This is a genomic window from Campylobacter gracilis, from assembly GCF_018374135.1.
GTDB lineage: Bacteria > Campylobacterota > Campylobacteria > Campylobacterales > Campylobacteraceae > Campylobacter_B > Campylobacter_B gracilis_A.
The window spans coordinates 21,185-42,035 of the sequence record NZ_JAHAFS010000009.1; the positions used below are offsets into that span (position 1 = coordinate 21,185).

At 46.7% G+C, this 20,851-nt stretch carries 29 protein-coding genes, 1 tRNA gene and 1 pseudogene; 25 read left to right on the top strand and 6 right to left on the bottom strand.

What is annotated here, in order from left to right; translation table 11 throughout:
- Window positions 1-15: 15 nt before the first annotated feature.
- Window positions 16-1,347, bottom strand: coding sequence for a hypothetical protein (locus tag KH703_RS05350; protein ID WP_304294768.1), 1,332 nt, complete (start codon window positions 1,345-1,347; stop codon window positions 16-18).
- Between the two features lie 278 nt (window positions 1,348-1,625).
- Between KH703_RS05350 and rpsJ the strand changes: the two genes are divergently transcribed.
- From rpsJ to KH703_RS05465, 23 genes and pseudogenes are all read left to right on the top strand, one after another.
- Window positions 1,626-1,937: a 30S ribosomal protein S10 gene (rpsJ, locus tag KH703_RS05355; RefSeq protein ID WP_304294769.1), complete on the top strand. Its 312-nt coding sequence runs from the start codon at window positions 1,626-1,628 to the stop codon at window positions 1,935-1,937.
- 11 nt (window positions 1,938-1,948) lie between these two features.
- Window positions 1,949-2,527 carry a 50S ribosomal protein L3 gene (rplC, locus tag KH703_RS05360; RefSeq protein WP_304294770.1) on the top strand — a complete coding sequence of 193 codons (579 nt, stop codon included), beginning with the start codon at window positions 1,949-1,951 and terminating at the stop codon, window positions 2,525-2,527.
- Window positions 2,524-3,138 (top strand): 50S ribosomal protein L4, encoded by a 615-nt coding sequence (gene rplD / locus KH703_RS05365; protein WP_304294771.1) that lies wholly within the window; start codon window positions 2,524-2,526, stop codon window positions 3,136-3,138. Before rplC ends, rplD begins: the two co-directional genes overlap by 4 nt.
- Window position 3,139: 1 nt before the next feature.
- Entirely contained in the window at window positions 3,140-3,421 is a 282-nt protein-coding gene (locus KH703_RS05370; protein WP_297960294.1) for a 50S ribosomal protein L23, read from the top strand.
- Between the two features lies 1 nt (window position 3,422).
- Window positions 3,423-4,253: a 50S ribosomal protein L2 gene (gene rplB / locus KH703_RS05375; RefSeq protein WP_304294772.1), complete on the top strand. Its 831-nt coding sequence runs from the start codon at window positions 3,423-3,425 to the stop codon at window positions 4,251-4,253.
- 2 nt (window positions 4,254-4,255) lie between these two features.
- Window positions 4,256-4,537, top strand: a complete 282-nt coding sequence (rpsS, locus tag KH703_RS05380; protein ID WP_005869002.1) for a 30S ribosomal protein S19 — start codon at window positions 4,256-4,258, stop codon at window positions 4,535-4,537.
- 9 nt (window positions 4,538-4,546) lie between these two features.
- Window positions 4,547-4,858, top strand: a pseudogene (gene rplV / locus KH703_RS05385) (50S ribosomal protein L22); the annotation flags it as partial.
- A gap of 21 nt (window positions 4,859-4,879) precedes the next feature.
- Entirely contained in the window at window positions 4,880-5,575 is a 696-nt protein-coding gene (rpsC, locus tag KH703_RS05390) for a 30S ribosomal protein S3 (protein ID WP_005868997.1), read from the top strand.
- A 2-nt stretch (window positions 5,576-5,577) separates the two neighbouring features.
- On the top strand, window positions 5,578-6,003 hold the full coding sequence (rplP, locus tag KH703_RS05395) for a 50S ribosomal protein L16 (protein ID WP_005868996.1): 426 nt from the start codon (window positions 5,578-5,580) through the stop codon (window positions 6,001-6,003).
- On the top strand, window positions 5,990-6,172 hold the full coding sequence (gene rpmC / locus KH703_RS05400) for a 50S ribosomal protein L29 (protein WP_304294773.1): 183 nt from the start codon (window positions 5,990-5,992) through the stop codon (window positions 6,170-6,172). The genes rplP and rpmC overlap by 14 nt, the downstream gene beginning before the upstream one ends.
- Window positions 6,173-6,181: 9 nt before the next feature.
- Window positions 6,182-6,433, top strand: a complete 252-nt coding sequence (rpsQ, locus tag KH703_RS05405) for a 30S ribosomal protein S17 (RefSeq protein ID WP_295150651.1) — start codon at window positions 6,182-6,184, stop codon at window positions 6,431-6,433.
- A complete protein-coding gene (gene rplN / locus KH703_RS05410; protein WP_005868993.1) occupies window positions 6,433-6,801 on the top strand; it encodes a 50S ribosomal protein L14 in 369 nt (122 codons plus the stop codon). The genes rpsQ and rplN overlap by 1 nt, the downstream gene beginning before the upstream one ends.
- A complete protein-coding gene (rplX, locus tag KH703_RS05415; RefSeq protein ID WP_005868992.1) occupies window positions 6,801-7,034 on the top strand; it encodes a 50S ribosomal protein L24 in 234 nt (77 codons plus the stop codon). The genes rplN and rplX overlap by 1 nt, the downstream gene beginning before the upstream one ends.
- 2 nt (window positions 7,035-7,036) lie before the next feature.
- Window positions 7,037-7,582, top strand: a complete 546-nt coding sequence (gene rplE / locus KH703_RS05420) for a 50S ribosomal protein L5 (protein WP_291938590.1) — start codon at window positions 7,037-7,039, stop codon at window positions 7,580-7,582.
- A 1-nt stretch (window position 7,583) separates the two neighbouring features.
- Window positions 7,584-7,769: a type Z 30S ribosomal protein S14 gene (locus tag KH703_RS05425; protein WP_005868990.1), complete on the top strand. Its 186-nt coding sequence runs from the start codon at window positions 7,584-7,586 to the stop codon at window positions 7,767-7,769.
- 9 nt (window positions 7,770-7,778) lie between these two features.
- Window positions 7,779-8,174: a 30S ribosomal protein S8 gene (gene rpsH / locus KH703_RS05430; protein WP_005868989.1), complete on the top strand. Its 396-nt coding sequence runs from the start codon at window positions 7,779-7,781 to the stop codon at window positions 8,172-8,174.
- Between the two features lie 77 nt (window positions 8,175-8,251).
- The gene (rplF, locus tag KH703_RS05435; protein WP_304294774.1) at window positions 8,252-8,788 is read left to right on the top strand and encodes a 50S ribosomal protein L6; all 537 of its coding nucleotides are present in this window, start codon (window positions 8,252-8,254) and stop codon (window positions 8,786-8,788) included.
- Window positions 8,789-8,798: 10 nt separating this feature from the next.
- Window positions 8,799-9,155, top strand: a complete 357-nt coding sequence (gene rplR / locus KH703_RS05440; protein ID WP_005868987.1) for a 50S ribosomal protein L18 — start codon at window positions 8,799-8,801, stop codon at window positions 9,153-9,155.
- 15 nt (window positions 9,156-9,170) lie between these two features.
- Window positions 9,171-9,614 carry a 30S ribosomal protein S5 gene (rpsE, locus tag KH703_RS05445; RefSeq protein WP_005868986.1) on the top strand — a complete coding sequence of 148 codons (444 nt, stop codon included), beginning with the start codon at window positions 9,171-9,173 and terminating at the stop codon, window positions 9,612-9,614.
- Window positions 9,615-9,626: 12 nt separating this feature from the next.
- The gene (gene rplO / locus KH703_RS05450) at window positions 9,627-10,028 is read left to right on the top strand and encodes a 50S ribosomal protein L15 (protein ID WP_297923263.1); all 402 of its coding nucleotides are present in this window, start codon (window positions 9,627-9,629) and stop codon (window positions 10,026-10,028) included.
- Window positions 10,028-11,293, top strand: a complete 1,266-nt coding sequence (gene secY, locus KH703_RS05455) for a preprotein translocase subunit SecY (protein ID WP_297944103.1) — start codon at window positions 10,028-10,030, stop codon at window positions 11,291-11,293. Before rplO ends, secY begins: the two co-directional genes overlap by 1 nt.
- Window positions 11,294-12,052 (top strand): type I methionyl aminopeptidase, encoded by a 759-nt coding sequence (gene map, locus KH703_RS05460; protein WP_005868981.1) that lies wholly within the window; start codon window positions 11,294-11,296, stop codon window positions 12,050-12,052.
- A gap of 505 nt (window positions 12,053-12,557) precedes the next feature.
- A complete protein-coding gene (locus tag KH703_RS05465; RefSeq protein ID WP_304294775.1) occupies window positions 12,558-14,597 on the top strand; it encodes a sulfatase-like hydrolase/transferase in 2,040 nt (679 codons plus the stop codon).
- Window positions 14,598-14,771: 174 nt separating this feature from the next.
- Here KH703_RS05465 and KH703_RS05470 read toward each other — a convergent pair whose 3' ends face one another.
- Window positions 14,772-15,488: a transcriptional regulator gene (locus tag KH703_RS05470; RefSeq protein ID WP_304294776.1), complete on the bottom strand. Its 717-nt coding sequence runs from the start codon at window positions 15,486-15,488 to the stop codon at window positions 14,772-14,774.
- A 142-nt stretch (window positions 15,489-15,630) separates the two neighbouring features.
- Here KH703_RS05470 and KH703_RS05475 point away from each other — a divergent pair, with 142 nt between their 5' ends.
- Window positions 15,631-16,017 carry a RidA family protein gene (locus tag KH703_RS05475; RefSeq protein WP_304294778.1) on the top strand — a complete coding sequence of 129 codons (387 nt, stop codon included), beginning with the start codon at window positions 15,631-15,633 and terminating at the stop codon, window positions 16,015-16,017.
- Window positions 16,018-16,025: 8 nt separating this feature from the next.
- Window positions 16,026-17,111 carry a threonine synthase gene (locus KH703_RS05480; RefSeq protein ID WP_304294780.1) on the top strand — a complete coding sequence of 362 codons (1,086 nt, stop codon included), beginning with the start codon at window positions 16,026-16,028 and terminating at the stop codon, window positions 17,109-17,111.
- Between the two features lie 411 nt (window positions 17,112-17,522).
- On the opposite strand, the gene KH703_RS05485 is transcribed toward KH703_RS05480, so the two are convergent.
- From KH703_RS05485 to tkt, 4 genes are all read right to left on the bottom strand, one after another.
- Window positions 17,523-18,071, bottom strand: a complete 549-nt coding sequence (locus KH703_RS05485; protein ID WP_304294782.1) for a GrpB family protein — start codon at window positions 18,069-18,071, stop codon at window positions 17,523-17,525.
- A gap of 35 nt (window positions 18,072-18,106) precedes the next feature.
- A tRNA-Ser gene (locus KH703_RS05490) sits at window positions 18,107-18,194 on the bottom strand.
- A gap of 286 nt (window positions 18,195-18,480) precedes the next feature.
- On the bottom strand, window positions 18,481-18,891 hold the full coding sequence (locus KH703_RS05495; protein WP_304294875.1) for a GyrI-like domain-containing protein: 411 nt from the start codon (window positions 18,889-18,891) through the stop codon (window positions 18,481-18,483).
- Between the two features lie 28 nt (window positions 18,892-18,919).
- Window positions 18,920-20,848, bottom strand: a complete 1,929-nt coding sequence (gene tkt, locus KH703_RS05500; protein ID WP_304294783.1) for a transketolase — start codon at window positions 20,846-20,848, stop codon at window positions 18,920-18,922.
- Window positions 20,849-20,851 lie beyond the last annotated feature (3 nt).

Sequence of the window (20,851 nt, forward strand, 5' to 3'; positions counted from 1 at the left end):
TGAGATGTCAATAAATCAGAAACTAAGCGCGAATTCATGAAACGGCACTACATCGCAGCGGATACCCTCAATCTCGAGCCTACCGGAGTTTGCCATAGAAACGACTTTTAAGCTCGTGATACCGAGTCTCTTGAGCGCGCTTAAGATTTTGCGGAATTTTAAAAAGATGATGTCTGCGTCGCTGAAAGGAATGACGAGAACCCCCATCTTTAGAGCAGGTAGGTAAAAATCCAGCTCTTTTGTGTAAAAAATCGGCGTATTTAGCCCCAAAAGCTCGCAAAAAAGGACGTTGGCAAATTTTTTCGAGAAGTCCTTTTTGCTTGTTAAAATTTCGCGCATGTTAAAATGCGAAAAATATAGTTTTTTTGCGCGCGCGGGCTCGCCAGCTTTGCTTAAAAATCTGATGAAATTTTCCCGCTCAAGTTTGGCGATAGTGCCGTATACGGCATCTTTGGAGATCTTAATGCGCGGCTTTAGCGCGGTGTAAATTTTATTTGCGCTAAATGCGGTGTGGACGAAGCTTAGGCACTCTTTGAGGATTAAAATTTCCGTTCGGCTAAAGTTTGCCGTAAGCAGCCTCTGCTCGAATTCTAAAATTTCGGCAGGCGCTATGAAGGGATTTTTTGCGCCGCCACCTTGGGTTAAAAACGCCGAAATCATCGAGTTTATCTCGTTGTGGCGCTTGTCGAAGGCGATAAATTCTTCAAACGAAAGCGGCAAAAGCTCAAGCCGCTCAAAGCCCGGCAGGATCAACTCTTTATCGCGCGTAGAGATGATGAAACGCTTTAAATTTAGCTCCCCAGCAAAGCTTTGAAGCGATGAAATTTCAAAATCGGCGCTACTAAAATTATCTAAAAAAAGCGATGAAATTTGCTCGTTGGTTGCCAAAAATTCCTTGATCTCGCGGAAGAAATTCTCGCTCCTGCTTTTTGCGCCATCGGACTCCATATTTCTTGCGTTGTTTGAGCTGCCTGCGCTTGCGTTTTTTGTATCTGTATTTTTTATAGCGGTGCGGTAAAATTCGCCCGTACCCGAAATTTCCGCGTCTAATATAGCTCCTCTACTTATTTCATACTCATTTGCTTCGCTAATCTTTGTATCGCCTGCGCTATTTCTAGCTGCAAAAATTGCATCACTCGCTACCGCCTCTTCAAGGCGTAGATCGGCTAAATTTAGGTACAAAATTTCATCTTTTTTAAGTTCTGAAATTTCATTTTTCAGCACGGCGCTTTTGCCGGAATTTAACACTCCATAGATTATGGCTCTAGGCGAGCCGATACCTCTTTTGCGCGGAATAAAGCCCATAAATTCCGGCGGGTTTTCGTAAAAAAATTTTAGATCATTCATATCAAGTATTTTAAAATTTTCCTTATTAAAAGGAAATAAATCTGAAAAATATTATGAGATTTTTATATCCATTTTAAATTTGTCCAAAATTTTTATATTGGAAATTTTCGCCAACCTGGAAATTCCAAAATTTTACATATTTTTCCTTATGAAAAGGAAATATTTCCATAAAATTTGACTATTTTCTTGACAAAGCCGGAGCACTTTTATATAATGTGCGTCTTTTGTTTGAAACAAAGGGTCGCGCGTTGCGACAAGTTCTTTATTAAGGAAAAGTGATGCAAAAAATTAGGTTAAAACTCAAGGCTTATGACCATCGAGTTTTAGATCGCACAGTTTCGGCTATCGTTGAAGCCGTAAAAAGAACGGGTGCGGACGTCAGAGGTCCCGTGCCGATGCCTACGAAGATTAAGCGCTACACCGTTTTAAGATCTCCGCACGTAAATAAAGACTCCAGAGAGCAGTTTGAGATGAAAATTCACGCTCGTATGCTAGACATCGTAGCGGCTACGTCAGATACGGTTGATTCGCTAACTAAGCTTGATTTGGCTCCGGAAGTCAACGTCGAAGTTCACGCGATGGGCAAATAAGGGGTAAAAAGATGGAATATATTGTAGAAAAAATAGGTATGAGTAGGACGATCGACACGAGCAGCACGCCCGTGACGCTTTTGCGACTTATCAATACCAAAATTTGCGAAGTTTGCGATGAGAAAAAAGCTATCGTAGCCTATGCAGAGGGCAAAGCGTATAATAAAGCTATCGCCGGCATTCAAAAGAAATATAGCCTAAGCAAGGAATTTAATAAATTTGCGACGCTAAGCTTAGAAAATGCTGAACTCGGCGATCAAAATTTAGATGTTTTGAGCGAAGCCAAGATCGTCAAAGTAAGCTTTAAATCCAAGGGTAAAGGCTATCAGGGCGTTATTAAGCGCCATGGCTTTGCGGGCGGTCCTACGGCGCATGGTAGCCGCTTTCACCGAAGACCGGGCTCGATCGGCAACTGCGAGTGGCCAGGTCGCGTTCAGCCTGGTATGAGGATGGCGGGACACACTGGAAATGAAACGATCACCGCTAAAAACGAAGTCGTAAGCTTTGATGCCGAGAATAAAATTTTGGTGCTTAAAGGCTCGGTTCCTGGATTTAACGGCGCAATGGGCAGAATAAGGATAGTAAAATGAGTAAAGTAAGCGTGCTTAACGAAAAACTGGAAAAAGCAAGCGAAATTGAAATCCCTGCGAAATTTTCGGAAGTCAATTCGCACAATCTATATTTATACGTCAAATCTTACCTTGCTTCGCTTCGCGCAAACACGGCTAACGCTAAAACTCGTGCCGAGGTTAGTGGCGGCGGCAAAAAACCATGGCGACAAAAGGGTCGCGGTGGCGCACGTGCGGGCTCAACCAGAACCAATGTCTGGGTGGGCGGCGCGGTCGCATTCGGTCCAACTAACGAGCGAAATTACGAGCAGAAAGTCAATAAAAAGCAAAAACGCCTTGCGCTAGAATTTGCTATCAATGAGAAAGCAAACGAGAGTAAAATTTTTATCTTCGACGATTTGGAGCTAAAAAGCGGCAAGACTAAAGACGCGGCAAATTTTATTAAGAAACTGGGCGTTAGAGATGCGCTAATCGTTAAAAACGAGCTGGATGCACAAACTCTTTTGGCCTATAGAAATCTAAAAAATTGCTATGTCATCGATGCAAGCGAGGTCAATGCTTACCTAATCGCAGTTTACGGCTCGGTCGTATTCGAAAAAGCGGCATTTGAATCAATAGTGAAAGAGGACTAAAATGGCAGATATAACAGATATCAAAACGATCCTTTATACGGAAAAGTCTCTCGGTCTTCAAGAAAACGGCGTGGTCGTTATCCAAACTAGCCCGTCGGTTACGAAAAACGGACTAAAGAGCGTTTTGAAGAACTATTTCGGGATCACTCCGCTAAAGATAAATTCTTTAAGACAAGACGGCAAAGTAAAAAGATTTAAAGGCAGAACTGGTGCTAGAAATGATGTGAAAAAATTCTACGTCAAACTACCTGAGGGCGCAAGCCTAGAAAGCGTGGAGGCGTAAAATGGCGATTAAAACTTATAAACCGTATACTCCAAGTAGAAGATTTATGACAGGGCTTAGCAGCGAGGATATCACTGCAAAAGCTAGCGTTAGAGGCTTGCTTGTTAAAATTCCTGCCGCAGCCGGAAGAAACAACAACGGCCGCATTACCAGTCGCCATAAACAAGCCGGAGCAGCTAAACTTTATAGAATTATCGATTTTAAGCGAAATAAATTCGGCATTCCTGGCAAGGTCGAGGCGATCGAATACGATCCGAATCGCAACTGCCGTATCGCATTGATCTCATACGCAGACGGCGAGAAGCGCTACATTATCAAGCCTAACGATCTTAAAGTAGGTGACGTAGTAGCCGCTGCCGAGGGCGGGTTAGATATTAAACCCGGCAATGCTATGAAGATGAAAAACATCCCTGTGGGAACTATCCTGCACAATATTGAGTTAAAACCTGGCAAAGGTGCTCAAATGGCACGTAGCGCAGGAGGCTATGCTCAGCTTATGGGTAAAGAGGAAAAATACGTCATTTTACGTCTGCCTAGCGGCGAGATGAGAAGAGTGCTTGCAGAGTGCATGGCCAGTATCGGCGTAGTGGGTAACGAAGAGTGGGCAAACGTCGTCATCGGTAAAGCCGGACGCAACCGCCACAGAGGTATCCGCCCTCAAACCAGAGGTTCTGCGATGAACCCGGTCGATCACCCGCACGGCGGTGGCGAGGGTAAGAAAAACTCCGGTCGCCATCCAGTAACTCCGTGGGGCAAACCGACAAAGGGCTATAAAACTCGCCATAAAAAAGCGAGCGATAAGCTTATAATTTCAAGAAGGAAAGGAAAATAAAAATGGCTAGATCGCTAAAAAAAGGTCCTTTCGTAGATGATCACGTAATGAAAAAAGTCGTTGCGGCAAAGAAAGCCGGCGATAACAAACCGATCAAGACTTGGTCGAGACGAAGCACGATCGTGCCTGAGATGATCGGACTTACGTTTAACGTTCATAACGGAAAGAATTTTATTCCAGTTTACGTCACCGAGCATCATATCGGTTATAAATTAGGCGAGTTCGCTCCTACGCGCACTTTCAAGGGCCACAAAGGCTCCGTGCAGAAAAAGATCGGCAAGTAAGGATAGAATATGAGTAAATCAACTATTAAATTTGTTCGTCTTTCGCCGACAAAAGCAAGACTTATCGCGAAGCAAATTCAAGGCATGAATGCGGAATTTGCCCTTGCTACTTTAGAATTTACGCCTAATCGCGGCGCGAAATATATCGCTACGGCGATTTCAAGCGCGGTCGCAAACGGCGGCTTTGAGCCTGAAGAGGTCGTAGTTACCAGCTGCCGAGTGGATGCGGGTCCCGTACTTAAGAGATTTCGTCCGCGCGCCAGAGGTACGGCTAGCCGTATCCGCAAGCCTACTTCGCACATCATCGTCGAAGTAGCAAAACCAAGTAAGAAGGAAGCGTAAATGGGACAGAAAGTAAATCCGATCGGTTTAAGATTAGGAATTAATCGAAATTGGGAGTCTAGATGGTTCCCTTCTAAAGCGACGCTTTCCGAGAGTATCGGCGAGGATTACAAGATTCGCAAATTTTTAAAAGCCAAGCTTTACTATGCGGGAATTAGTCAAATTCTTATCGAAAGAACGGCTAAGAAAATTCGCGTAACGATCGTAGCCGCAAGACCGGGTATTATCATCGGCAAAAAAGGCGGCGAGGTCGAAAATTTAAGAAGCGAAGTCGTTAAGCTAGTCAATAAAGACATAGCCATTAATATCAAAGAGGAGCGCAAAGTAGGCTCGAACGCACTTTTGGCTGCAGAAAACGTAGCCATGCAGCTAGAGCGCCGCGTTGCATTCCGCCGCGCTATGAAGAAGGTCATCCAAGGCGCTCAAAAAGCAGGTGCAAAGGGAATTAAAATTTGCGTCGCAGGTCGCTTGGGCGGTGCGGAGATGGCTAGAACTGAATGGTATTTGGAGGGACGCGTTCCGCTTCATACTCTAAGGGCTAGGATCGATTATGGCTTTGCCGAAGCGCATACGACCTACGGTAATATCGGCATTAAGGTTTGGATCTTTAAGGGTGAAATTTTACAAAAAGGCATCCAGGCTGAAAAAACCGACGATGCGCCTAAAAAAACACGCAGACCAAGAAGAGGTAAATAGTTATGTTGATGCCAAAAAGAACAAAATACCGTAAGATGATGAAAGGTCGCAATCGCGGCTACGCGACGAGAGGAAATTCCTTGACGTTCGGCGATTTCGGTATCAAAGCGGTAGAGGCGGGTAGGGTAAATTCTCGCCAGATCGAAGCGGCTCGTGTCGCGATGACGCGCTTCGTAAATCGTCAAGCTAAAATTTGGATTAAGGTATTCCCAGACAAGCCGCTTACCAAAAAGCCTCTACAAACTCGTATGGGTAAAGGTAAGAGCGGCGTAGAAGAGTGGGTAATGAATATAAAACCGGGCAGGATCATTTTCGAGATGACCGGCGTTAGCGAAGAGGTTGCTAAAGAGGCGCTTATGCTTTCAATTCATAAACTACCTTTTAAAACGAAAATCGTAAGTAGGGAAAGCGAAAATGAAATATACTGATTTGAAAGATAAAGATTTAGCTGAGCTAAATTCTATGTTGAAACAAAATAAGTTGCTTTTATTTACGGCTAGACAAAAGCTAAAAACTATGCAGCTAAGCAATCCTAACGAGATTCGCGCTATCAAAAAAGATATCGCTAGAATCAACACCGCTATTAAAGCGAAATAAGGATAGGTTATGGCATTTAAAAGAGAAATTCAAGGCGTAGTCGTAAAGAAGGCAGGCGATAAAACAGCTACCGTTTTGGTAGAGCGAAGGGTTATGCACCCTAGATATAGAAAGATCGTAAAAAGATTTAAAAAATATCTGATCCACGATGAAAACAACATCGTAAAGATTGGTGACACCATATCTGCGATCGAGTGCAGACCGCTAAGCGCTAGAAAGTCGTTTCGCTTAAAAGCGGTTTTGAAAACAGGAGTTGAATAATGATACAGAGTTTTACCAGACTTGCGGTAGCTGATAATAGCGGCGCAAAAGAACTTATGTGTATTAAAGTTTTGGGCGGCAGCAAAAGAAGATACGCTACAATCGGCGATATCATCGTTTGCTCTGTAAAAAAAGCGCTCCCTAACGGCAAGATTAAGCGCGGTCAAGTAGTAAAAGCCGTAGTCGTTCGTACGACTAAAGAGTTGCACAGAGGCAACGGCTCACTAATTAGATTCGATGAGAACGCAGCCGTTATTTTGGATTCAAAAAAAGAGCCGATCGGCACTCGTATTTTCGGTCCTATCGGTAGAGAGGTCAGATACGGCGGTTTTATGAAGATCGTTTCGCTGGCTCCGGAGGTTTTATAATGGCAGTAAAATTTAAGATTAAAAAGGGCGATCAAGTAAAGATCATCGCAGGTGACGATAAGGGCAAAACAGGCACTGTTAAGGCCGTCTTTCCTAAAAAAGCTCAAGTTATCGTCGAGGGTTGTAAAATGGCTAAAAAGGCTATCAAACCAACCGAGCAAAATCCGCAAGGCGGCTTTACAAGCAAAGAGATGCCTATGGATATTTCAAACGTTGCGTTGGTAGAGGGTTGATTATGAGCAGACTAAAAGATAAATACGCTAATTCCATCAGAGCTGCTTTGCAGAAAGAATTTGATATAAAAAATCCTATGCTTATCCCGGCGCTTGAAAAGATCGTTATCAGCGTAGGAACGGGCGAATCGAGCAAAGATCAAAAAGTGCTTCAAAATATGGCCGATACTATCTCGCTGATCGCAGGCCAAAAAGCGCTTATCGTCAATGCAAAAAAATCGGTTGCCGGCTTTAAAGTGCGCGAAGGTTTCCCGGTAGGCATAATGGTTACGTTACGAAAAGAGCAGATGTTTGCCTTCCTAGACAAACTGATCTCTATCGCGCTTCCTAGAGTTAAGGATTTCCGAGGACTACCTAGAACGGGCTTTGACGGACGCGGCAATTATAACTTCGGTTTGCAAGAGCAGCTGATGTTCCCAGAGGTCGAATACGATCAAATTTTAAGAACTCACGGTATGAATATAACCGTTGTAACGACTACAAATAACGATAAAGAGGCATTTAAATTGCTAGAGCTATTCGGCATGCCTTTTGCAAAAGGAAAATGATATGGCAAAAAAATCAATGGTAGCCAAGGCGAAACGCCCCGCTAAATTTAGCACTCGCGCATATACTAGATGTCAAATTTGCGGTCGTCCGCACTCCGTTTATAAGGATTTTGGAATTTGTCGCGTTTGCCTTCGCAAGATGGCAAACGAGGGCTTAATCCCGGGTCTAAAAAAAGCAAGCTGGTAAGGAGAAGAGATGATTAACGATCTTATTTCAGATGGACTAACTCGCATTAGAAATGCTGCGATGCGAAGGCTGGATACGACTAAGCTTTTTCACTCAAACGTCGTTGAGGCTATGCTTAAAATTTTAGCCGAGAAGGGCTATATCGAGAGCTACAACGTAGTGGAGGAAAACAATAAAAAGATCATCAACGTAGTGCTTAAATACGACGAAAAGGGCAGGAGCGTGATAAACGAAGTTAAAAGAATTTCGACTCCGGGTCGCCGCGTATATCAAGGCAAAGACGAGATCAAGCGCTTCAAAAACGGCTACGGAACCGTCGTCGTTAGCACAAGCAAAGGCGTTATGAGCGGTATCGACGCGCACAAAGCGGGCGTCGGCGGCGAAGTGCTTTGCACGATCTGGTAAGAAGTTTCTACTTTTTATGGCATTGTGGTATCCATTCGTAAAAGTAGACATACCCTAGACAAATAAAAAGGAAAATTATGTCAAGAATTGGTAAAAAACCGATCTCTATTCCGAGCGGAGTTGAGGTCAAGATTGACGGCTCGTCGTTAAAATTTAAAAAATCGAATAACGAAAAAGAGCTTGATTTAAAAGGTCATGTCGATGTAAAAATCGAAGACGGAAAGATAGAATTCTCACCTAAGGGCGAGGATAGACAGAGTAGGGCGTATTGGGGAACATACCGCGCTTTAGCCAACAATATCGTCCTTGGTCTTACCGAGGGCTTTTCAAAACAGCTTGAAATCAACGGCGTCGGCTACAGGGCTGCGATGAAGGGCAGGGTACTTGAGTTAAATTTGGGCTTTTCGCATCCGATAAATTTTGAATCTCCAAAAGGAATCGAAATTTCCGTAGATAAAAACGTCGTAACCATCAAAGGCGACGACAAGCAGCAAGTAGGTCAAGTGGCAGCCGAGATCAGAGGATTCAGACCGCCTGAGCCGTATAAGGGTAAAGGCATCAAGTATCTTGAAGAGCATATCATCCGCAAAGCCGGAAAAACAGCTAAGAAATAAGGGTTGAGAAATGACACAGAACGTATTAAAAAGAAAGATCTCTTTACGAATCAAGAGAAAAAGAAGAATTCGCGCTAAAATTTCAGGCGTCGCATCTTGCCCTAGAATTTCTATTTTCAAATCCAATAGGACAGTTTACGCTCAGGCTATTGACGACGCGGCGAGCGCGACTTTGTGCGCCAGCAGCGGTAAGGTTTTAAATTTAAAGGCGAACAAAGAGGGTGCGGCTAGCTTAGCTAAAGATTTAGCCTCTAAGTTGAAAGATAAAGGCATCTCTGAAGCGATTTTCGATCGCAATGGCTATTTGTATCACGGCGTAATCGCAAGTTTTGCCGAGTCGCTACGCCAAAACGGCATCAAACTATAACCCAAAGGAATGATTGTGGAAAAGTATAATAGAGAAGAATTCGAAGAGGTAATCGTCAATATTGGTAGGGTTACGAAGGTCGTTAAAGGCGGTAGAAGGTTTAGGTTTACGGCTCTTATCGTAGTAGGCAATAGAAACGGCTTGGTAGGCTTTGGCTTTGGTAAGTCCAAAGAGGTTCCCGACGCGATCAAAAAAGCGGTAGACGATGCGTTTAAAAATATCATCAAGGTAAATTTAAACGGCTCTACCATCACTCACGATATCGAAGTTAAATACAATGCGAGCAAAATTTTACTTAAGCCGGCGAGCGAAGGTACCGGCGTTATCGCTGGCGGTTCAGTCCGCCCGGTTTTAGAGCTTGCGGGTGTTAAAGATATCCTCACCAAATCGCTAGGTTCGAACAACTCCTCAAATGTCGTAAGAGCTACGATGAAAGCTCTTAGTATGTTAAAACACTAACAAGGATAAAAGATGGGATTAGAAAATCTTAAAAAGGCCCCAGGCTCGACTCACGCTACTAAGCGCTTGGGTCGTGGTCAAGGAAGCGGCCTGGGTAAAACTGCTGGTCGCGGTGGCAAAGGTCAGACCGCGCGCACCGGCTCTCATGAAAAAAGAGGCTTCGAGGGCGGTCAGCAGCCGATTCAGCGAAGGCTTCCAAAGGTAGGTTTTACTTCTAAATTTGAAAAGCCTTACGTGATCAATGTCGATAAAATCGAAGCTATCAAAGATCTTGGCGAGATCACGATCGAAAGCATCAAATCCGTTCATAAAATTTCAAATTCCGTTAAAAAGATCAAGCTGATCGGCGTAGGCGCAAAGGCGCTCGCTAGCAAGATCAAAGACGAGAACGTAAAATTTAGCGGACAAAAATAATGAATAAATCGCTACGCAACAAAATTCTCATTACTTTGGGCTTTCTTTTTGCCTATAGGTTGCTAGCTTACGTGCCGGTTCCGGGAGTGGACGTTGAGGTTATAAAGCAATTTTTTCAAAGCAATAGCAACAACGCTTTTGGAATGTTTAATATGTTTAGCGGTAACGCGGCGGAGCGATTCAGCGTTATCTCGCTAGGCATTATGCCTTATATTACCGCTTCGATCATTATGGAGCTGCTCGCCGCGACCTTCCCAAATTTAGGCAAGCTCAAAAAAGAGCGCGACGGCATGCAGAAATATATGCAGATCATCAGATACGCTACCATCGCAATCGCTATGGTTCAATCCATCGGCGTTAGCATTGGCTTGCAGGGCATTCACGGACAGACCGGAGCGCCTGCGATAATGGCCGAAAATACCAACGAGTTTGTTTTCATCTCGTGCATTTCGATGCTTGCAGGCACCATGCTTTTGATGTGGATCGGCGAGCAGATTACGCAGCGCGGCGTCGGCAACGGCACCAGCCTTATCATCTTTGCAGGTATCGTAAGCGCTATCCCTAGAGCGATCGGAAGTACCGTAAATTTAGTAAATACCGGCGAGATGAACGTTTTAAAGCTAATCGCGATCGTGCTAATCATCCTGGCTACTATCGGAGCAATTTTATATGTGGAGCTAGGTGAACGTAGAATTCCGGTATCGTTCTCGCGCAAGGTATTGATGGCAAATCAAAATAAGCGCATTATGAATTACGTGCCGATCAAGCTAAATTTAAGCGGCGTCATTCCGCCTATTTTTGCAAGCGCGATTTTGATGTTTCCGACTACAATTTTACAAGCAAGCACCAATCCGATCATCCAAAAGATCCACGATTTCCTTAGCCCCAGCAATTACTTCTTTAACTTTTTGACCTTTGTGTTGGTTATATTTTTTGCGTATTTTTACGCATCGATAGCGTTTAATTCAAAAGATATAAGCGAAAATTTAAAGAAGCAGGGCGGATTTATCCCGGGCATTCGTCCGGGCGAGGGAACGGCGAGCTTTTTAAACGAAGTTGCTAGCCGCCTTACGTTTTGGGGATCGATCTATCTCGGCCTCGTGACCGTCATCCCGTGGCTGCTCGTTAAATTTATGGGCGTGCCGTTTTATTTCGGCGGCACCAGCGTGCTGATCGTCGTCTCCGTCGCTCTTGATACGATGAGACGCATCGAAGCGCAGATCTATATGAATAAATATCAGACCCTAAGCGCGGTCGGGCTATAAATGGCGATTTTGCTTAAAACAAAAAAAGATTTAGAGGGGCTTCGTGCAGCGAACAAGATCGTTGCGCAGGCCCTTGATTACGCAGCTTCTTTCATAAAGCCGGGTCTTAGCCTGCTCGAAGTCGATAAGAAGATCGATGATTTCATCACATCCAAGGGTGCGTATCCTGCCTTTAAAGGGCTATACGGCTTTCCAAACGCCGCCTGCCTCTCGTTAAACGAAGTCATCATCCACGGCATCCCAGACGAAACGATCTTGCAAGAGGGCGATATCTTAGGCGTCGATTTGGGCTCGAAGCTGAACGGATATTTCGGCGACAGCGCACGCACTCTGCCCGTCGGTAAAATTTCAAAAGCCGACGAAGATCTCATCGCATGCAGTAAGGACACGCTGGAGTTTGCCATCAAAACGATCAGGGTAGGGATGCACTTCAAAGAGCTAAGCTTCGAGATCGAGAAATTTATTCGTGCGCGCGGCTTCGTGCCGCTATACGGCTTCTGCGGCCACGGCATCGGCAAGCACCCGCACGAAGAGCCTGAGATCCCAAACTATCTGGAGGGCAACAATCCAAAATCAGGCCCCAAAATCAAAAATGGCATGGTCTTTTGCATCGAGCCGATGATCTGCCAAAAGGATGGCACGCCGGTCATCGCCGAGGATAAATGGAGCACGAGAAGCAAGGATGGGCTCCGCACTAGCCACTATGAGCACTGCATGGCGGTTTTCGACGACAAGGTCGAAGTGCTAAGCGTCGCATAGAATTTCGCGCAAAAGCTGGCTCAGCCTAGTTAAAATTTTTTCACTTTGTCGGTGCGAAATTTTGCCTGCGATCGGTCTTTGACAATTTTACATCGCTCGCGTCTTGGAATTTTACCTCAGCCGCTTCATGCATAAATTTTATCCAAAGGAAACCTATCGCGCTAGAAATTTTAAAATCTATCGCGACGGTTTGTAGCCTAGCCGCAAAATTTTAAAAGCCGAAATTTTTAGCTCATACTTTCTGTTTTTTAAAGCCTCGTTTTGTAGCTTCGCTCTTAGATCCGCTTTCAATTAAAATTTAGCCTCAAAATTCCGTCATCCAATTCTAACTCCCGCCCGTATCTTTAAAATTTAGCCGTAAAATTTGAAGCGTAAAGGCGCGCAAGTAAGCAAGCTCAAAGCTTTAAGCGGCTAAGATTGCGCCTTGATTTTAAAGCGAAAACATGTCGCGCTACGTAGAAGTGCGCGTCGTCGCGTCTCTTCGTACAAGGCAGGGAAATATAAAATGAGAGAAAAATTTTATGTAGCGCTAGCAAATATAGGCTGGCTTATGGCACGGACGAAAGTGGGCGGGCTCGTGGCGCACTTGCTTATGAAAATTGACCGCGGCTTTTTTGCCGCACTGCGCGAACGTCCCGTATGGAGGGTGTTTTGGCTCAGCACGGCGCTATGCCTGCTCGCATGCTGGGCTAAGATACATTATCAGATTAACGGACCCATCTTTGCCTACATCGCCGAGAGCTTTCCGGTGGTATTTATCATAAATTTGCTCATCTTTCACCTCTGCTACTTGCTTAGCGGGCGATTTTTCAAGCTCGTTTCATTGGTGCTACTGGTGCTAATTGTGCTGATTGCGAGCGCGGCTTTGTTTTTGATCGTAAATTTCGACTCAAGCTTCAATGTCGTGGCGATCGATGCGCTTGTGCATACCGACGCAGCCGAGACGCGCGAGTTCGTTTCGCAGTTTCTTAGCCCTGCGACGATTTTATATTTAGCGATGTTGCTTGGCTGCATCTTTGCAGCGCTAAGAGCGGGGCGGAGAAAGGAGGAGCAAACGCATAGCGGTCTAAGATTGCTGTTAGCGGCGATTTATCTCATTTACGGAACGATCTTTTGCGCGGATATCGCCGCTAAAGCTTTCCAGGGCAAGCAGGGCTATATAACCAAGCTATCGCAATACGTCCCGCTGGAGTTTGCCTTTACGATAAAAGACTATCTAAGCGATAAGAATTTCATTACCGATATGCGCGAAGTGCAGCTCGGATACGATGAGGCCAAGCGCGCGAACGAGGCTGTTTTAAAAGGCGGCGCAAATTCAGATCCGCAAAGCTCCGCCCTGGATTCCGCGTCTGAAAATTCCACGTCCGCATCAAGCGCTCAGGCGCAAAATTACGGCGCAAATTTAAATTCTACGTTCGCTTCAGGCAATGAGCTGCAAAGCTCAGGCAAGACTTTAAATTCTACGCCGCAAAGCCCCAGCGCGATTTCAAATTCTAAAAACCCTGAGGCCGCTACAAACCCTGCCTTGCAAAAGTCTCGTGTCAAAAATATCATCCTAATAATCGGCGAGAGCTTGCAGCGCGGGCATATGTCGCTCTACGGCTACGGCGTTAAAAATACGCCGCTTTTAGAGAAGCTCGAAGCAAGCGGCAATCTGATAAAATTTAGCGATACAATCTCACCTTACGGCACGACTAATCAGGTGCTGATGCGGCTTTTAAATTTCAGCGATTACGAAAGCGAGCGCAAAAGGGCTTGGTTTCGCAACCTTAGCATTATCGATATGTTTAAGCTAAGCGGCTACCGCACCTTTTGGATCAGCAATCAAGAGGCTTTTGGCGCACATGCGTTAAGCGCTAAAAGCGCTGCCGATCGCGCGGATTCAGAATCCTTCCTCTCAAAGAGTAATCTTTATGAAACCGTCCGCATCAAGCCTGACGGAGTGCTGCTTCCACTCATAAATCAGGCGAAAGAGGGGCAGAGCGAGCGAAATTTCTACGTGATCCATCTCATCGGCAGCCATATGGATTACAGCCTGCGCTATCCCGAGGGATTTGGCAAGTTTAGCGCGGCGGACGTAAAGGCAAAACTTACTTCCAAGCAGAAAGATGTCGTCGCATATTACGACAACAGCGTGCTTTACAACGATTTCGTCATAAATGAAATTTTTAAAATTTTCTCTGGCGATGACAGTCTCATCGTCTATCTTAGCGATCACGGCGAAAATTTATACGAAAATGGACGCCTTGGGCACGGTATGGAGAGCCGCTTTACTTATGAAATCCCGCTGCTTTTTATAGCCTCGCGTGAGTTTTTGAGCGATCATGCTAAGCTATGGCAGAGGCTAGCTGCGGCGAAAGATAAGCCTTTTATGAGCGATGATTTGGCGCATTTGCTAGCAGATATCATCGGTGTCGTGCCACTTGAGTTTGACGAGCACAAAAGCCCGATACGAACGGATTTTAATGTTTCGCGCAAGCGAATTGCTAACGGAGTCGATTACGATGAGAAATTAAAAAGCGCGAAGGGCTACGAGCTCGAGTAATAGATGAGTTTTGCTTTTATCCCGTTACATGCTGTATAAACGAGGAATCGGCGCATCCCGTCTTTTTTTGATCGGTTCATCAAATTCAGATTAAATTCGCGCCACTCCAATGGCTACGCTGATAAAAAGACGCGCAACGTTTGTTAAATTTGAGATCAAATTTATGCGTCGCGGTTAGCTCTCCTTTTTTACCTCATCCATATACGAGTAAATCGTGACTTTCTGCGTCCTAAGCGCCTTTGCGACGAGCTCTACGGCGCCTTTTACCTCAAAAATTCCTTTTTGCGCGAGGAATTTTACGATACGCTTTCGATCCTCTTTCTTCATCCTCTCCACATTTAGATCGTGCGTAGCCGATGCGATAAGGTCTTGGACGATGTCAAGGATATTTTGCTGCGAATCGTTAGAGTTTTGCGTTTCTAAATTTACGTCGTCATTGAAGCTCGCCCCGTCTAATGCCGCGCTATTGCAGCTTCCGTCGGTAAAATTTGCGCCCTGCAACTCCTTGCTATCGAGCTTTGCGTTCGGTAGAAGATTTTTTATTACTTTGTATGCGGCCATGGCGCTTGAAGTATCGATATTTACGCATAGCGCGCCTACTACTTTGCCGTCTGCGCCGCGGATCAGCGAAGTCGAGGAGCGTATGAGCTTGCCGTTTTGCGCGGTGAAGTAGTAGTTTGCGGTGCAGTCGTTTTCAAAATTTTTGCTTAGTAACACGTCCTTTACCAGATGATCGAAGCTTTGACCGATCCTTCTGCCCGTTACGTCGCCGAGGACGAAAACGACGGAGTTTTGCGGCGTGCTCATATCGTGGATGACCACCTCGCAATCGCCGATCGTATTTTTAATAAGGTGCGCGGTCGGTATAAAGGCTTGCAAAAGTTGATTCATTTCGGGCTCCTGAAATTTTATATAAAAAAATCTATAAATTTAGATTAAATTTTAAAATTTTTGCAAATTTATAGAAATACTTATATATTTTTAATAAATTTAGAGTAAAATTATATAAAATTTTATATGCAAAGGAGCTTAAATGAAAAAAATTTATCCAAGCGGTTTCGCGCCGAAAAAGGCGCATTATGCGCCGGGCATCCTAGACGACGATGGAATGCTCTACGTCTCGGGGCAGCTAAGCGTGGATCCGCGCACGGGGGCCATCGCGGAGGGTCTTGCTGCGCAGACCGCGCAGGCTCTAAGCAACGTTGCGGCAGTCCTGGCCGCCGCGGGCGCGGATAAAAGCGACGTGCGGATGTGCCGCGTCTATACGCCTGACGTCGCGAACTGGGACGTGATCGACGAGCAGTACGCGCTATTTTTCGGCGCGCACAAGCCCGCTCGCGTCGTGGTACCGACTACGGCTCTACACTTCGGCTGCCTCGTAGAGATCGAGGCCGTCGCAAAAATCAAAGAGAAAAAGTAGGAGCGAAAATGAGCGATTTCATCTGCACGGGCTGCGGTAAGCACGCGCCCATCGATACTTTGAGTTATAAATGCGACTGCGGCGGGCTGTATAAACTAAACTCCGATGCGCCTAAATTTAACCCCGCGCTCGTAGATAAAAGCGAGTTTAGCATCTTTAGATACCGCAGGTTTATAGGTATCGACACAGCTAAATTTAGAGAAATTTCGATGGGCGAGGGGCTTACGGCGAGCGTGAAATTCGGCGAAAATCTCTATCTCAAGCTCGATTACGCGATGCCTACGCTTTCGTTTAAAGACCGCGGTGCGGCGGTTTTGGTATTACATGCCAAAAATATCGGCGTGAAAAAGGTGCTGCAAGACTCCAGCGGCAACGCGGGCAACGCCGTGGCGGCGTACTGTGCTCGCGCGGGCATCGAGTGTGAAATTTACGTCCCGAAGGGCACGTCGCCTAAAAAGATCGATATGATCAAAAGCCACGGCGCGCACGTCACGGTGTTTGACGGCAGCCGCGACGAAACGGCGGACGCGTGCCGCAAAAAGGCCGCGCAGGAGCAGATATATTACGCCAATCACGTTTATAATCCGATCTTTTACGAGGGCACGAAGAGCTACATTTATGAGATCTACGAGCAGCTGGGCAGGGTGCCGCGCAATATCTTCATCCCCGTGGGCAACGGCACGCTGCTGCTGGGCGCTCAAGCGGCGCTAGGCGAGCTATATGAGGGCGGTCTTATCGAGACGCTGCCGAAAATTTTCATCGTTCAGGGCGAGCGTTGCGCTCCGCTTTTTGACGCTAAAGATGCGGCGCGCGAGATTAAGCCGCAGCCGACGCTAGCGGAGGGCATCGCGATCGCAAGACCGATGCGCGCGGCCGAAATTCTCGGCTCTAGCTACGCGGGCGAGCGCGAGGTGATTTTGGCGAGAGAGAGCGACATACTGCCTGCCAGAGCGGCTCTTGCGCGCGGAGGATTTTACGTCGAGCACACGACCGCGGCTACCTACGCGGCGTATCTGCGCTACAAAGAAAGCCGCGATCTGCAAGGAGATAGCATCATCCCGCTTTGCGGCGCGGGGCTAAAGAGCGATCATTAAATTTAAGCGCTCGGCGCGGAATTTATGCGGCTAGCTGGCGTCGAGGAATTTTAAAATTTTGCAGCTTTAAATTTAGTAGATTTATGAGCCCATGTTTTAGCGGGATGTTTAAAATTTGCGGCTCATAGGCTTTTAAATTTAAACTTGTATCGAGGCGCTAAGACGAGTCTCTGTTTTGTTCGATGCGGTTATATGGGCGCATTTTTATGGGCGACTTTGCTGCTAGCTGGATTTGTAAAATTGTATCTGCGATAGCTGGGTGGTCGCTCTTTAAATTTGAAATTACGGTCAAAATTTTATAAAAATAAGCTCACGGGATGCGGCGCAAGCCCTCCGTTTTGTTTGTGAAATTTAGTCTTTTTTATCGCTTTTAGCTAGCGAGCCTCTATGCAGAGGATCAAATTCGCGCGGCTATTTCGAGTTTTCTTTAGCGATGTGCGTAAATTTAAGCACAAATTCGCTTTTTGCCGCAGTGTAGGTGTCGCGGTCGAACTCGAACCGCTTGCAAAGTTCTAATTTAAGCGCCTCGTACCGCTCGGCGATATCCGCATTCGCTCGCAAAAAATCTCTAAAAAATATCTCGTCCGCATCGCCGAAATTTCGCAAATGCACGTGAAAAACGCGCTCGGCAAATCCCGCTTCGGTGTAGCCCTTATTTAGGCTGCAGCGGCTCTCGCTTTCGCTCATTAGCAGATAGTCCGCGTCTATCAGGCGCTGTTTGGCTGCGGTAATATCCAAGCACTCGATCAAAATATCTACGATCGGCTTCGCCCAGATCCCGCTTACTGCGGTGCTGCCGATATGGTGGATCTTGATCTCGCCAGAGTCTCGCAGCAGCCCGCGCAGAATTTCGCGCTCCTGTCTAAACCAAACGCCCCAGCGCAGATCGTGCGGCACGAGACGTATCGGAAAGAGCCGCCACAGCTCCTGCAGGCTCATCGAAAGGAGTTTATTGCTCATCTTAACTCCAAAGTATTGGGTGAAATTTGAATGGATGGCGGGTAGATAGGGATTCGAACCCTAGAAGGCTGACGCCTTACGCGCTTTCGAGGCGCGCTCCTTCGACCGCTCGGACATCTACCCGAATGAAAATGTAATTTAAGCCAAAAATGGCTTAATAACAGATTTAAAAATGAAATTCCGCGTGAAATTTCGCCTGATTTGCGGGCGGAGGTTGAAATTTAACGGCGCAAATTTAGATTTCATTTTAAATCCACGGCTTAAGGTACGGCGCGCTTTCGGCATAAAATTTATTTCGTGCGTAGTTTTGGGCACGGAATTTTACCGCTTTATGGATGAAATTTTACGCAAAAGCTCATCGTCGCGGCGGCGAAAAATCACTCGCCGTTTATAAATTTCATGCGCCGCCCTACAAAACCGAGATGAAAATTTTGACCTCGTCTCTGCCGTAAAACTCAAAATCCGTTCCAAACGCTCTTTTTAGTTCGCCGGCTTCAAAAAAGCTCCAAATTTTGCCCCAAAACTTTGCTACGTTTTGCGGCTCATTTGGGAAACTAAAAACGGCGTATTTGCCGCTTTTGATCTCCAAGGCTTCGTCGCTGCGGGGCGCTTTAGCGCCGATAAAGATATTGTAAAGCCCGTCGGCGCCGTCTTCATAATCATAATAGACGCCGTAAATCTCGCTCTGCCCGTCATAGCACTCTTTCATAAATTTCGCCCACAGCGCAGGAATTTTACCGCTCCCGCCCAGCTCGTCCGCGTTTTTCGTGCGGGCTTTTAACCCATAAATTTTAAATCCGTCTAAATATGAAATTTTGATTTTTTCGCTCAAATTTCGTCCTTTGCCGTTACTGCTCTAAAAGCTCTTTGGCCTGCTTTGCGATCGCGACGTCGGTGAAGCCGAAAAGCTTAAATAGCTCGCTCGCGTTGCCGCTCTCGCCGAAGCTTCGCATGCCGTGTACCGCGTCTGCAAATTTATACCACTCAAGCGCGCTTGCGGCTTCGACGGCTAAAATTTTAGTTTGCGCCTGCAGGATTTGCGCCAGATAATCAGCGTTCTGTTCGCACAAAAGCTCGAAGCACGGCGCGCTGACGACGTTTGCGCCGATGCCTTGCTCTTGCAATATCGCCGCCGCTTTTAGGCAGAGCGAGACTTCGCTGCCGCTTGCGATGAGCGTGATTTGCGCCTCTTTGCTCTGCCTTAGCAGATACGCGCCGTTTTGCACGTCGCCCAAAACCGCCTTAGGTAGCGGCTCAAGTCCCTGACGCGAGCAGACGAACGCCGCAGGGGCATTCAGAGCAAGCGCCGTGCGCCAGCATTTTACGTTTTCGTTGCCGTCTGCGGGGCGGAAAGTGTAGAAGTCTGGCATTGCGCGGAAGGTGCTAAGCTGCTCGATAGGCTCGTGTGTAGGTCCATCCTCGCCTACGCCGATGCTGTCGTGCGTGAAGACGAAATAGTGGCGCAAACCCATTAGCGCCGCAAGTCTAGTGCCCGTTTTGAGATAGTCGCTGAAGATAAAAAACGTCGCGCTAAACGGGATGAAAAGCCCGTATCTCGCAAAGGCGTTGCCGATCGCCGCCATCGCGTGCTCGCGGATGCCGAAGTGTAAATTTTTGCCGCACGGAAAGTCGCCGCCGCCTTTTAGCTCGGTCTTATTCGACGCCGCCAAATCGGCGCTTCCGCCCAAAAAGCCGGGCACTGCGTTTGCGATGGCGTTTAAAATTTTACCGTTGCTATCGCGCGTGGCGACCTTAAGCCCGCTAAAATCGGGAAATTCTATCTTGCTAAAATCGGGATTTAAAAGCTCGTTTAGAAGCGCTTTTTTTTCATCGCTTAGCTTCGCAAGCTTCTCCTTCCAAAGCCGCTCTTCTAAATCACCCCTCTCAACCGCGGCGCGCGTTTCAAAAAGCACGTCCTCGCTTACGACGAAGCTTTGAGCGGGATCAAAGCCCAGACTTTGCTTGGCGCGTGCAAGCAGCTCCTCTCCAAGCGGAGCGCCGTGCGTCTTGGCTGTGCTCTCAAGCTCGAGCGCGCCCTTACCGATCGTGGTATTTGCGATGATGAGGTAGGGTTTGGTTTTGTTTTTGACCTCGTCAAGGACGAATTCTATCTGATCGAAATTATGCCCGTCGATGCGCGCGACCTCAAAGCCCTGCGCTTCAAATCGCACCTTCACGTCCTCAAACCAGGCGATATCGGTGCTGCCGTCGATCGTGATGCCATTAGAATCATAGATTATCGTGAGATTATCGAGGTTGTGTCTGCCTGCAAGCGCGCACGCTTCGTAGCTGATGCCCTCCTGTAGATCGCCGTCGCCGCAGAAGCAATAGACTCGGTGATCGATGATCTCGTTTCCTTCCTCGTTTAGCAGATGCGCGGCGTATTTCGCGGCCATCGCAAATCCGACTGCGTTTGCGACGCCCTGTCCGAGCGGCCCGGTAGCGATCTCGACGCCTGGGGTAGTGATCTCCGGGTGGCCCGGGGTTTTGGAGTGCAGGCGCCTGAAGCTTTTCAGATCGTCCATGCTCAAATCATATCCGCTAAGATAGAGGTAGCTATACACGAGCGCGCTTGCGTGTCCGCCCGAGAATACGACGCGGTCGCGGTTCAGCCACGCGGGATTTTTGGGGTTGTGGCAGACCTTGCTCATAAAGACGCTCATTACGTCGCTTAGCCCCATCGGCGTGCCGGGATGGCCTGAGTTAGCGCTTTGGATCATATCCGCGCTTAGAAATTTGATCGTGTTTGAAATTTTACTTAGCTGCTCGCTCGACATTTT